A 13,030-nucleotide genomic window follows, 5' to 3' on the forward strand; every position below is an offset into this window, starting at 1 on the left:
GAATCAGATCGTGCGCGGCACGAGGTGCGGATTGGGTCGCGGCGCGGGCAACGCCTCATAGACACCCAAGGCGATGTCGATCAGTCGTTCATCGACTGACGGCAACACCGTCGTCCAGCCGAGACGCGGTGCCGGGCTGGCACGCTCGCTCCCGACAGCCGGCTTCGGCACGAATCGTGACGACACTTTCATCCGCAAATGCACATCGGCCTTGATGCCGACATACAGCTGGATGAATGCGATCACCTCCCGATGCAACCATGCGCCCGGTAACAGATCCTGGGCCTGCTGCGCATCGGCAGGCCGCAACGTCAAACGCACCGCCCGGCTGCGATACGCGAGACGCCTGCCGAGCACGTAACCACCACCGAGCCCGCTGCGTTTCCCGTCCGACAACCCATCCTTATCCGGCTTCACCGACGTCAGCGGTTTCGGTCGCCCGGTACTCGTCGTCACTGCCCAGAATTCGTCGACGCGAACATCAGCGCCCGGCGCGGCGAGCGCCACCACGCGGGCCAGCCCTTCCGATGTACGCGTCCGCTGAATCAACAGCCCCAGCAACGCAAGCATCCGCGAGTTCGGCAGGCCTGCCCGCGAAGGCTTGTCGCCCCACCCGAATCCCGCCAGACACAACAGGTTTTGCGAATAATCGTCGACACCGCCGGCCCGGAAGCGCTCCGGATAACGATATTTCTTCCACGCGCGATAAAGCAGCGTCACCATCCGGTGGTTGAACGGATCGAGAAACGCCTCGACCGCTTCGTGCCCTTCCTCCCGCAACACGATCTCGTCGATCATGTGTGACGGCATGGCCGCATCGACGCCATAGAGACCCATGAAAGTCGTGCGTACGGTCGGCGGCGCATCGAGGTGCTCGTCGTCGAATTCGACAGCGGCCACCTCACCCGCCGGAAAACCCAATCGGGGGCGCGGCCGGAATCGCACCGGCTCATGCTCCGGCGTATCACATGTGCCGAGGCCGGGGCGTCCGGGCGCACATGCCTCCAGCAGACGACAGAACTGCATGAATGTCATCCTCGGCGCCCGCTCGAACAGCTTCACGGCCACCGCCGGCAGGCTTTTCGGTTCAACGGCTTCAGCACTCATCCGATCGATCGAACGACTCATAGCGCTGCCCTCTGAGCCTTGCTGCGCGGCCATTCCGTCCGCGAGCGGGACGGCAGGCTGACGATCGCCAGCTTCGTGAACAGATTGATCTCGGCATACGCACCAAAGAACCGGTGCAGCAACTCACCGAACAGCATCACGTCGCCTTCACCGGAAAACGTATGTGCATCGAGCGTGACTTCGATCAAGACACCTCTCTCGACCGCTCCCCCAGACACCTCCTCGATCATTTCCTGCGACACGTGCAGGATGCCGGCGAGCCGCCGCCGGTTCAGCTCTTCGTTCGTCCAGTCGTACAGCGCCAAAGCGCCGCGCAACACCTCCGCGTTCATCATCGACAGGAAGTTCGGCGCAAGCTGCGACAGCACGCGCCACTGGAAGCGATCTTCGGTCGGCGGATACAGCGGTAACGTCGGCGATACGAGATTGCGCACACCCGCGACGTTCGGCGTGCTGGCCGCCAATTCGTCGAGACTCGCTTCGCGCAACCCCTTGCGCGGCAGCAGCCCGTTCGTGCCTGTCACACGCAGCGACAGGCTTTCCTCGGGCAGCGTGTCCATCGTTTCCCACGCGTGGCCGCCGAGAATCACCCACATTTCGTGCAGCCCCGACACACCCGAGCGCACGCGCGTGTGGAAATAGCGTTCCGGCGCCTCATGTCGCAACATACCGCCGCGGTGCCGGAACGTCGCGAACGGCACATATTCGTATCGCTCGGCCGAGTCGTGATCGAACGTCGCGATCGCGTCGACCGAATACGTCTCGACATGCTCGCCCTGATGGCCGGCCGGTACCACGCGATATTCGGTTTCGTGATGGTCGATTTCGATCGGCTCGGCGTCCAGTTCGAACAGGTTGATGACCGGCGAACAGAACAACCGCACGTTCTCCGCGTTGAAACGCTGGTCCGACGGATATGCGTCCTTCAGGAGGATTTCCAACTCGAAGCGAGTCGATTTCTCGGGCAGTGTCGAGATATCCAGTCCGCATAGATCGACGAACAGGAATTTCTCACGGAACGTGAAGTATTCGAGCAGCAGCTGATATCCGGAGAACGCCGCATCGGCCTTGGGCCACAGCCGTTCTTCCGTCGAAAAACCCGCCGGCTCGATCGTCACGCCGGTGAGCGCCACCGGTTCGCCGTCACGGACTTCCGGGACACGCCAGTCAATCGCATCGACCTGACGCGTCAACGCAAGATGCATCGCGAACGCGGTCGGCAGGTCCGCATTCAAATGCAACCGAAGCCGCGACAGGTCCGTTTCGCTGCGCAGTGCGGAACCGTGCAGCAAGAAACCGAGACGAATCACCGAGCGACCGTCGTGGCGCACGGCCGGTCCGGCATGCGTGATCGACACCGGCTGCAGCGCAACGGCCTGCGTCGTCCGGTACAGACATTGCACCGTCCGCGGCGTCACGCCTTCCGCGCCGCCCGGCGACGGCACATTGATCGGTGCGGACCGCACCGGCACGCCGGCTGGCACGACTTCCGTCTTCTGCAGTTTCTCCGCGAACGGCGTCAACTCGACGATCGACAGCGACGGAATCATCCGCAGATAATGCGGCCACAACAGGCTGACGAGCCCTTCGGTCAGTTCGGGCAACTCGTCGTCTAGTTTCTGCCTGAGCCGACCCGTCAGGAAAGCAAAGCCCTCGAAAAGACGTTCTACGTACGGATCGCGATCGCCGACTCGGTCCAGATTGAGCAGGCGCGCCCGGTCAGGGTGTGCCTTCGCGAATTCCTTGCCGGACTCGCGCAGATAACGCATTTCCGCTTCGTAGTAGCGCAGGATGGGATCGTTGTTGTCCATGGGAATCCGTTATGAAAGGGTCAGTGCGCGCGCGGGATCGAGTACCGCGAGTTCCGCATGCAGTTCGCCGATACGGCGGGCGAGCGCCGGCTTGTCGGCATCCTTGCGGCTGCTCATCGCTTTCAATGCATTGACCAGTTGATGCTTGACCTCGAACGTCAGCGCCGGCTCCCAGCGCATCAGCGGCAACGAGCGGGACATTCCGTCGAGTTCGGCAAGCAGGGCGAGCGCCGCATCGTGACGGCCGGCATGATCGGCCAACCGGGCCATCACGAGCCGCTGCAAGTAGCGATGTCGATCGGTTTTCATGCCGGGCAATGCTTCGAGCCAGGCAAAAGCCGTCTCGATGCCCTCGCGGGCAGCCAGCTCACGCGCCTGGGTTTCGATCTCCGGCCAGTCGCCGGCTGCATCGCTCTTGCTATCCGCGGAAACTGGCAGCGGCGCCACCGTCTCGCCGGCCTCCAGATCACGTACGACCGCGTGCCGGGCAATCCATTCGAGTGTGGTGTCGTGGGCAAACGGCGTGCCGTCGCTGAACGCCAACCGTTCGATGCCCGGCAATCGTTCGAGAAACAACGCAAAGTCGGCACGCAGCAACGCCCGCCATACGTTGTATGGCGCTCCGACGTGATCGAGCGCCACATGCTGAAAGTACTGCAGATCGAACCACAAGTGATTCACGCCTTCCATGAAGGCCCCTTCGACACGCTCCAGCAACTCGTGCCAGTGCTTCTGCAGCACGAGGCGCTTCATCTGCTGCCGCAACTCGGCGCGTGGCGGCGCCAGACGCGTGTGCGACGCGGCGTCTGCAGGCGGCACGTCGTGCAAGGTGTCCCATCGAACGCTTCGTACGAGGCGTACCGACGGCAAGTAGCCGTTTTCCTGATCCCGGAGCCACGCCGACATCGCGCGTGCCTGATCGAGCAAATCGCGTGTGGACGCAATTGAGCCGGCCGACGTTTTGCCCGGAGCGGTCGCTGCCGGCATGGCCATGCCGGAATCGATGCTGCGTGCCGGCGCTTCCCTTTTCTCGAAGCGAGAAACGAGTGGCTGCAGGTTCGGACGGGCAGCATCTGGCCACGCGGCCGTATGCGCCACGAGTACGTCGAGCGCGGCCAACGTGCGCTCGAGATCGACCGGCACGAAGTCGGCACGACTCTCCAGCGTTTCGATCACGCGCGCAGTCGCCAGCATTTCAAGCGCGGCCTTCTTGGCTTCGTGACGGACGGGCAAAGCCGCTTCGCCAAACCGGTCGACGAGTGCAGCGGCCAGCTCAAGTCCGTCGGCGAACCCGGCCGGGCCGTCCTGCCGCAGGCGTGCGAACGCGTAGTAGCCGGCGAGGCGTAAATCCTTGCCGGTCTCCTTGAGCAGGTGTTCGCATGCGCGGACGATCAGCCCGTCATCGATTCCGGAGAGTTTGCCGGCTTCGTCCTTCAGTTCGAAGAACGCGTCTTCATAGCCCGGATCGCGTCCGCATGCGTGTTCGCCGGGTATCGGCGCGACCCACGCGGCCCAGGTATTCGTTCGTGCCCGCTGAAGCGAATCGATGCGGGGACCGCCGACGAGTGTCTTCACAAAATTGGCAAGCGTCATGGCAGATCTCAAAATGCGAATGCGTCGCCCAACAGGCTGAGGGCGTGTCCGAACGGACTGGAGGAGGATTCGGAACGTCCCGACGTGGTCGCCAAGGGCGAAATCGCAACCTTCGGCACGGCCGTTTGTTTCGCCGCCCCAGGTTCAGCGGTTCGCGTTGTCGCCTGAGCAAGTTCGAGCGTGGCGCGTTGACCGGATGCCTGCGCTGTCGTCTCCGGCATGGCCTCGTCCGGCGAGGGGCGCCCACCCGGAAGCCCCGGCGGCAGCGGAACAGCCGCATGCTTCGCAGCAGCGACCGCCGACGCCGGCAACGGTGGCGGGCCGATCGTCGAAACCCGCGGCCCCGCGTTCTGCGATCCCGTCACGAAAACGCGTGTCGGCAACGTGAAATTCCGCAACTGGAGAACGTCCAGCGGACCGCCGCCGGCTTCGCTGCGTAATTGCACCTTGAGCGGAATGCCCTGGCTCGTGTCGGGCGTCCAGGTCAGCAGATAGCGGGCGTTATCCTGCTGTGCGACCTTCGCGCGCTCCAGCAGCCGGATTAGACCGAAGCGTCCCTGCGAATCGAGTGCGGTGCGCAACCCGCCCTGCTCCGTCTGCCATTCGATATGCGACAGGTTCTCGAGCGACTGCCCCGGCCATTCGAACGGTGTCCATTCCTGCCTCTGGTTGAAATAATGCAGTTCGCGGCCGGACAGCACGAATCTCATGTCGGTGACACCCGGCGTCGGCTCGGCCCGCAGTTCGTAACGCACACGTGCGTCGCCCGACGGGAACAGGACCGTCGACGTGCGCGTGAGCTTGTTCAACCCGTTGAGGAACGCCGGATCGATCGTCAATGCGCCGGAATCGGTACCTTGCGAAGCGACCCATCGGTCGCCCTGCCGTTCGACGACCCCGGCCAGTTGCGATGTCACGAACTGCGCGATCACACCACTATCCGGACGCATGAAGCGCGCCATCTCGGGCAGCGACGCGTCGTTGTCGGAATCCGCGAATGGATAACGGCCACCGAACGTCTTGTTCCAGTCGGCGAGGATCGCGGTGCGCCAGATCTCGTTCAGGCTCGAAGCGGCCGGTTGCACGATGACTTGCCAGGACTGGTCGAACGGTGCGCGGAACAGTGCGCCGAATCCGGACCACTGCTCACCGAGGCTCGCGGCGACACGGCTCGCGTAATCGCGGCTGTCGGCGATATCGGATGTCTTGCCCTGTAGCACGGATTGCGCGGCCAGACGCGCGATCGCGTCCGGATCCGGACTGGAGACGATCTGCGATGTCTTCAGGCGCATCGCCGTGATCCGCTCCAGATAGCGTGCCAGACTCAGGTCGCCGGTTGCTGCCGGCGATGCGTTCCCCTTGCCGCCGGATGGCGCTCCGGAAGCGAGATCGCTGCCGGTCAAACGCAGGATTGGGCCGAATGCGGCGGCAAGCGGTGCAAGCTGAGGTTTTGCCTGCTTCGATGGGTCCTTTTCGTCCGTGCCGACCAGTTGCTGTGCCTTGCTGATCAGCGTGTCGGACAGCGACTGCGCGTTGGCTCCCGTTCCAGACTGATACACGATCGCATTCATCAACGCGACGAGCGGCGAGCGTTGCGGATCGCCCAGCAGCGTCAACTGGTCGGCCGTGGCCGACAGCGTCGGGGCGGGTTGCCAGCGCAGGCTGTTGAGGAAGAGCGCCCATGCCCGCGCATAGTCGTCGAAATAGCGCTGGCGCAGTTCGGCTTTCAATGTCGAGGGTGACGCGTTGGCAACCTTGGTGTCGGAAAGCACCCAGTCGCTTGCTACGTCGCGTTGCTCGCCGGCTTCGTCGATTGCCCTGGAGATCCGCTCTTCCCACGCCGCGCGCGTAAATACGCCCGGTACGGTCGCGGTCGTGCCGAACAGGCCGCGGCTCGTTGCGCTGCCCGCAGAGGATTGCGTTGCGGCGTCGCCGAGCAGCGTCGCGAGTGATAGCGGCGGGTATTTCGGTGATGCTTCGTCGATGATCTGCTGGTAGATCGCGTCGCCAGAGTGCTGGATACCCCGGACACCGATGATCGTCTGGCGGGTAGACGCGATCAGGTTGCTATCCAGACCAATCGCCAACGCGGCCTGACTGGATGCAGCGCCACGTCCAACGTGGTTGGCGAAGAACGCGATCGCTTGCTGACGCAGGTCTTCCCAGCGGCCCTTCGACAGCTGCGAATGAGTCGGGCGTTCGGGTGCAGACGTCGCGACAAGTTGCGGAATCAGGAATGCAGCTACTGCCCGCTCGGGTTTGGCGAGCATCATGTAGGTCTTGAGCGTATCGTAAGCGGCCTGTACCTGAGCATCGCCGCCGCTGGCGATTTCCGCGTCGGACAGCGACGCAAGCTGATGCAGCCTCGCGTCGAGCTTCTGGCGAATCGGGCCGACGAGGATGCGGTTCGCGGCACCGGCGTAGTAAGGCCAAAGGGCGTCGAGCAGCGCGTCGTCGCGGTTCAAGCCGAAACGGGCGATCAAAGGCGCACCGGTAAGCTGGCGGATTTCGAGCGTATCCATTTGCCGGCCGAGGTCGGTAAGCGTTTGCAGCGACTGCGTTGGGTTCAGTGGCCCGGTGAGCTTCGCAGCCGTATCCGTTGCGCTTCCGATCGTTGTACGGTTGGCGAAACCGGACAGCAACGTGCCGGCAAACCAGCAGCCGATCAGGGCCGTCGTCATCCAGGCTGCGGTGGTCGACAGTGAAAAACCAACGCGGCGGCCGTGGACCTTGCGGCTGTGGTCGGCGATGGTTTGCCAGAGGGTTCGGTGTTGAGGGTTGAGCGTCGGGTCGCCATCATTCGAATCGCCACTCGGCAGATCGAAATCCGGAGACTTCGGCGGCCGCTCTTTGAATAACGGCGCAAACATCACCCCGTGAAGCGTATGCCTCGAAATAGAGGATTCAGCGGTTCGGTGTAGCAGGTCAGATAGCGCTCCGCGCAGCCTCGAAACATGTTGCGCCAGCTCGGCAGGGTAACGATCGTCGGCATTCACTGCGAGGCGCGCGACACTAATGTCCGAAAGATTGTCGACGAGATTGCGCAGCGATTCGTCAATCATCTCCCCGCTCATGCGTGTGTTCGCCCATGTGACGCCCATCGCTTCATCCGGGCCGGCCCGGTCGCTGCCGAAATCCGTCACATCCAGCAGATACGTCGGTGCGGCCCAACGTAACATGCGCGCGTGGCGAGCAAGCCGTGCAGCGAGTTCGTCCACGTCAAACGACGCATCGCCGGAACTCCGGTGACGAGTGACGGCGACAATCGCGTCGATCGGACGACGACGGCGCAGACGACGAATCTGATCGAGCCATTCCGTGTCGAGTTTGTCGTCAATTTGCCGCGCATACAACACGACCGTATTGCCGAGAATCGCGTAGCCGGTATCGGCCAACCCCGGCGCGAGCCGCCTGACGAGCGGATAGTCGCCGGCGACAAGCACCCAGCGATCGCGATGACGCCATCGCCAGCCATGCCGCTCGCTCTGGACCTGCTTCAACGATTCGGCTCGCGTCGCGGCATTAACCTTCGAATCGCTTCCCGACGGAGCAACCGTGCGACGCGTGTGATCCTCGACCCACTTCTTCACCGCGCGCCAGCCATTCGCCGGCCGAGACGAATCGCTGAAGCTGAAGATCAACAAGAGTGCCACGAATATGGCGCACAAAATGACGAGCGCCAATCCTCGATCCGCCTCGGTTATCCCAACCAAGTGCGGTCGCGTCCATACGATCAGCCCAGGAAGGACGACAAAAACAAAGGCCCCGAACAGGTCAAGTTTGAATATCCGGTTCATGCGGAAGTACATGTGTTGTTGATGCGTTATCCATGTTCGTCACGACAGCGATGAACACATGGTTTTCGTCGCACTGCGCGACCAGTTGCGGCTTTGGCACTTGACCGGCGACGTACGTTGCACAAGCTGCGGCAAGCCATCCGGCTGAGGCCCCCGCCTTGCCGACGATTCGATCGAGTTCAAACTCCGGCACCGCTTCGTCGTTTTCACCTTCCGGATTGCCAGTGCGTAACGCCGTGCGCAAGGAACCGGCCGTTCGGCTGTCGAATCCGCTCGTCCACAGCGCTCCGATGTCGTCCGGCGCGGTACCGCCCCAACGAAGCCCATAGGTCAGTGCATGGCCAGGATCGTCATTCTCGGCTCGCCGGGGACGGTGGATTGCAGCGATCGGTCGCAATTCGAAGCGCGATGCAAGGCCCTCGGAAACCAACAACAATCCAACCCCAGCCTCAGCTGAACCAGGCGCCGGCGGCTCGGCAATCACTGTGTTGAGCGCCACGGAAACGAGTAACACCGCATGCTGATGCAATGGCCCGTTCCGATCGTCAAGCCAGGCATCGACCGTCATCAGATCGAGCGATTCGGGCGCACGGTCCGCTCTGGCGAAGCGCAACGTGTGACGCCTCCATTCTTCCCGCCATTGCTCGACCACGTCGGACTCTCCGACATAGCCGGAAATGTCGAGCAAAACGCGCAGTGGCAGATCCGCAGGAAGCGCGTTCAAGGTTTCATGCAAGTCGTCGATGAGTCGCTCGTACAACCATTCAAGAACCTCATCCTGACGTTCCGCATCGTCAGCGGCCAGGCGGGCTTCAATCGGCTCGAACCATCTTGCGGAAACCGATTCGTTTGCTTGTCGCTCCGAAGCTTTTGCACACAACTTCATCGCGCCATCGACGATCGGGGCGATACCATTGTCCGTATCGTCTGCGGTTACACGTGCAGCCGCTGCCAGGGCGAGCATCGGCACGCTCTCTCGCGCAAAAGCCTGCGCGTTGTACTTCCTGCTTGCATCGTTCCAGGCTTGGACTTTCGCGCGTTCGAGTTCGTATGCCCGATAGCGCCGGGAGACGACGAAGGCGGAAAAACCCGTCGGATATACGGACACGCATATCCAGAACCACGGCGTGCGAGTCGGCTCATCCTTCGGCCAGAGCAACAGCACAGCCAATACCCCGACCGCCGTGAGCACGATGAACACCGCAGCCCAGAGAACCCGCGACGGCGACTCATCAGGAACCGGCTTCTCCGGCGGGAGGGACGAGAAATCCAGTGCCATTGCTTAACGGCGCCCGCTGTTCGGAAGAGAAGAAATCAAACGGCAACCGCACGCGCACAAGTCATCGTGCTGGGCGACTTCGCGACCCTCATCGAATGCGCCCGAGGTCGCGGTCGCGATATGGTTGTCGCCGTGCCGCGGACAGGTCACCGGATCGTGGAGCCGAGCAAGCGGACGCCCCGTGAAAAAGCGTGTCGCCGAGCCAGCCGTTACGTGGCCTCCGCCGGTATGGCTGTCTCCGACGCGAATGATGCCCGCCATATGTATCCCCGAAATAAAGTGACATCGCCACTGCAGTTCGACAGCAAGCGATTGATGTTGGTTACAGGCGCCCTGGCACCCGGGCGGCAGGCTTCATCGCCTCGCTCGCCTGCCTGACGCGCTCGCCGTGCCTCTCGTCGCGCTTGCGCTTCTTGTCCTCTTCGACGTAATCGCTGGTTCCGAACGTGTCGATCGCTCGTGTCTGGAAGTACAGGTTCGACGACAGCACGTGGTCGTGCCAGCTCGTCAGCATCGTGTCGTGAACCAGCAGGTCGAACAGCGCCATGACTTTGGGCGGCAGCGGGTTCTTGCCGCTCAGGCCCATCTTCCATGCCTGGATCAGCGCCTCCTCTTCCGGCGTCATCATCAAGGCCTCGATCATCGATGCGCTGAACTCAGGATCTGCGTCCCACGGCAGTGATCCGTCTTGAGCCTTTTCACGGATAAGATCTGCTGATTTTTGCAGCCCGGCTTGCCGGGATTCGCGTCGCATCAGCTCTTCGGATTCGCTTTGGATGCGATCCCAGACGCCTACCGAAGGGCGATTCTTCTCGACACCTGCGTCGCGATTAGAAAGCATCTCAGGCAGAACCGAATCCTGCCAGCGAGCCAAAGCTTTGTTGAGCGTCACGCTATCGACCGGCGGTCGCTGGTTGCGCAGTGCGATATACGCTGCCTCAGCGTCGTTGTGTTCCTTCAGCCTCTCCCGGTGCCGCGCGGCGAGATCGTCGAAGCGACTCGTCACGGTTGCGCGAAACGCAGGGGACTGGTAGCGAACCGCCATCCAACGCAGAAACACCTGCATATGGTCGAGAAAATTCAGGCGTGCGACGTAGGGAACCATCTGACGGTAGGCGGCGATTAGTTCTCCGACTTTGTAGGTGGATTTTCCGTCGCGGATGGGGTTTGCGAGGGTGAATCGCTGAAATGCATCGGGTTTAAATTTAGCCAAATCTTCCATGGTGTCCATGACGACACCATGCGATACCGCTTCATTGAGCATGTCGCGCAACGCGACGCGCTGAAGTTCCGCGCGTGCTCCAAGCGTTCCTGGAGGCGCTCCGCCGGTGATGTCTTCACTCGTTCCCGGATAGAGATATTGAAGGCCGCGCGTGTTCTCGAGGCTATCGAGCCGCTGATAGAAGCGCAACTCGTGGGCCGCCGCAAAATGCACGCATCGTTGCACAGACGCCGGTACCGCTAGAGCGCGATCTCCGTAGTTCTGTTTGAGCAGGCCGAGAATCGGCACGATCCCCAGCAGCTTGTTCTCCTCCATCAACGACGATACGGCGTCGAGCAGCCCCATGAATTTGATTTCGATCGGAATCGCCGTCTGGTTCGAATCCTTCGGATCGACAAAGGCCAGCGTCGTCTCGCTCGGACGCTTGTAGCGCTGGGTCAGTTCATTCGCCAGCGCGCGGGCGAGAACACAACCGCGATCGGCGCCGAAGATCGAAACCTGGATCCGCTGGACTTTAGACATTTTCTGCCTGACGTCGTCGATTGATATCTCGAACTGCTTCATCGCGGCCGCCAGCCGATCATCGACGCCCGTTCCGAAAATTCGCGCGACAGCGCGGTTGTCACGAAACCATGGAATCGAATCGATCACCACGCCGAAGAACACCGACTTGGCGGCGCTTTGCGCGATGGACGGAAAATTCTTCTTCGCATCGTAAAGAACCGCGCGCGTGGCAGCACGACCGCGTCGAAGCCAGCGATTGTCACGCTGAAGTTGCAACACGCGGCCGATATTGCGCGGCACGGATTCGACGGAATTGACCAGGTCTTTGAAAGACTGCACGACCGGCCGAAACGAAAACTCCTTGAGACCCTTCTTGAATCCGTCGGTGATAGTGTCTTGCGGGTTGATAGGAAGCCGTTTCACGCCGGTTACGCCCTCGCCGACGCTGACTGCGATTGAAGCGGCTGCATCGGCGCCCTGCTTTCCGAGCTTGAATGCTGCAGACACGATTTGCCCCTCTCGAGCCTCCTTATTCAGCTCCGTTCCGAGTCCAGAATAGTAGAGTCGATACCAAAATTGGTTAGGCTCCTCTCTCCGACGTCGGTCCTTGTTTTCACGATGAGCCTCCCAGAGCCGACAAATATTTGAGTATCGAGAAGTCGTCTTATTGTCGTAGTCTCGATGACGGCCGAATCCATCGAAGAAAAAACCCACGTGCATGACGGCACCGCAAGGAATGCAGCCATCTTGCGGGTACGCCTTCCGTTTCTCCCCAATTGCTGCACGTACCTCCGGTGGAGTCCGGTCCGCCGGATCGAGCATGTGCTTGTCAGCCATGTTGCCCTCTCGAAGTATCTCGTTCAAAGCGACCCTTCTTGATCTCTTGCACAACCGGATCCGGCAATCTCTGCATCGCGGCACCGAAGGCACCTGGCCGGCCTTTCGTTTCCTTCAGGATCCGTTGCACCGCTGGATGCTCATCGAATTTCGGATTAACGATCTGCCTGTAGTACACGTACTGCTCCAAATCTGTCGTGTCGGCCAGGCGATACTTCAACCAGCCTTGCGCCGCGATACGCGCCGTGCGTCGATAGGCGACGGCCATGTCGGCATCGTCCGGGTTCGCCGCCTTCCCATATTTGGTTTGAAGCCAGTAATCGATTTCCGTGTAGTCGATCCTCGTCCCGCTCATGTCGTTCCGAATCTCGAACTCGATGTGATCGTCCGGATAAAAGTGCACGGCCAGCACGTCCTCCCCCGCCCCACCTTTGACTTCTGTCGGTGGAAACTTCACCTTGGTCGTCTTGCGGATCTTCTTGATCGGCGCGTACAGATCTTTAATCGCTTCATCCGCGTCGTAGACTTCCCACTCAACCGTGAACTCCGTCCCCTTCAGCTTGTAGCAGCAGCTCAGACTTCCCGCGCCCGTACCCGGCGGCAAATCTCCCCCGCCACCCGCTCTGTTGCCATACTTGTCGCGAATCGTGAACTCGCTCAGATTGAACGGCGTGTAGTTGAGCCCCATGATGCTGACACCACGGTAGGTCGGCTCGGAGGAAAATGCATCGCAACCGGCCAACATCAATGCGGCAGCGAGGAAGACGACAACTCGTTTAATCATTGACGAAACACCTAAAATTTAAGAACACAATCCGACGTAACACGCGGACTCCGACTCACGAACACGGTCTGACGA

Annotated in this window: 8 protein-coding genes; all 8 read right to left on the bottom strand. The window is 61.5% G+C overall.

The window, feature by feature from the left end; all coding sequences use genetic code 11:
* Nucleotides 1-3 precede the first annotated feature (3 nt).
* The 8 genes from tssG to G3N98_RS06540 all read right to left on the bottom strand — a co-directional run bounded on the left by tssG (nt 4) and on the right by G3N98_RS06540 (nt 12,955).
* Nucleotides 4-1,107, bottom strand: a complete 1,104-nt coding sequence (gene tssG, locus G3N98_RS06505) for a type VI secretion system baseplate subunit TssG (RefSeq protein ID WP_241025785.1) — start codon at nt 1,105-1,107, stop codon at nt 4-6.
* 17 nt (nt 1,108-1,124) lie between these two features.
* Nucleotides 1,125-2,939 (bottom strand): type VI secretion system baseplate subunit TssF, encoded by a 1,815-nt coding sequence (gene tssF / locus G3N98_RS06510; RefSeq protein WP_206147669.1) that lies wholly within the window; start codon nt 2,937-2,939, stop codon nt 1,125-1,127.
* A 9-nt stretch (nt 2,940-2,948) separates the two neighbouring features.
* A complete protein-coding gene (gene tssA / locus G3N98_RS06515; RefSeq protein ID WP_206147670.1) occupies nt 2,949-4,532 on the bottom strand; it encodes a type VI secretion system protein TssA in 1,584 nt (527 codons plus the stop codon).
* An 8-nt stretch (nt 4,533-4,540) separates the two neighbouring features.
* Nucleotides 4,541-8,341: an ImcF-related family protein gene (locus G3N98_RS06520; RefSeq protein WP_241025780.1), complete on the bottom strand. Its 3,801-nt coding sequence runs from the start codon at nt 8,339-8,341 to the stop codon at nt 4,541-4,543.
* Nucleotides 8,307-9,608 (bottom strand): hypothetical protein, encoded by a 1,302-nt coding sequence (locus tag G3N98_RS06525; protein ID WP_241025781.1) that lies wholly within the window; start codon nt 9,606-9,608, stop codon nt 8,307-8,309. The genes G3N98_RS06520 and G3N98_RS06525 overlap by 35 nt, the downstream gene beginning before the upstream one ends.
* A gap of 3 nt (nt 9,609-9,611) precedes the next feature.
* The gene (locus G3N98_RS06530; RefSeq protein WP_206147671.1) at nt 9,612-9,869 is read right to left on the bottom strand and encodes a PAAR domain-containing protein; all 258 of its coding nucleotides are present in this window, start codon (nt 9,867-9,869) and stop codon (nt 9,612-9,614) included.
* A 61-nt stretch (nt 9,870-9,930) separates the two neighbouring features.
* Nucleotides 9,931-11,841 (bottom strand): hypothetical protein, encoded by a 1,911-nt coding sequence (locus tag G3N98_RS06535; RefSeq protein ID WP_346779072.1) that lies wholly within the window; start codon nt 11,839-11,841, stop codon nt 9,931-9,933.
* 322 nt (nt 11,842-12,163) lie between these two features.
* Nucleotides 12,164-12,955 carry a DUF3304 domain-containing protein gene (locus tag G3N98_RS06540; protein WP_124576231.1) on the bottom strand — a complete coding sequence of 264 codons (792 nt, stop codon included), beginning with the start codon at nt 12,953-12,955 and terminating at the stop codon, nt 12,164-12,166.
* Nucleotides 12,956-13,030 lie beyond the last annotated feature (75 nt).

Origin of the sequence: Burkholderia sp. Tr-20390 (assembly GCF_017104595.1) — a bacterium.
Taxonomy (GTDB): Bacteria; Pseudomonadota; Gammaproteobacteria; order Burkholderiales; family Burkholderiaceae; genus Burkholderia.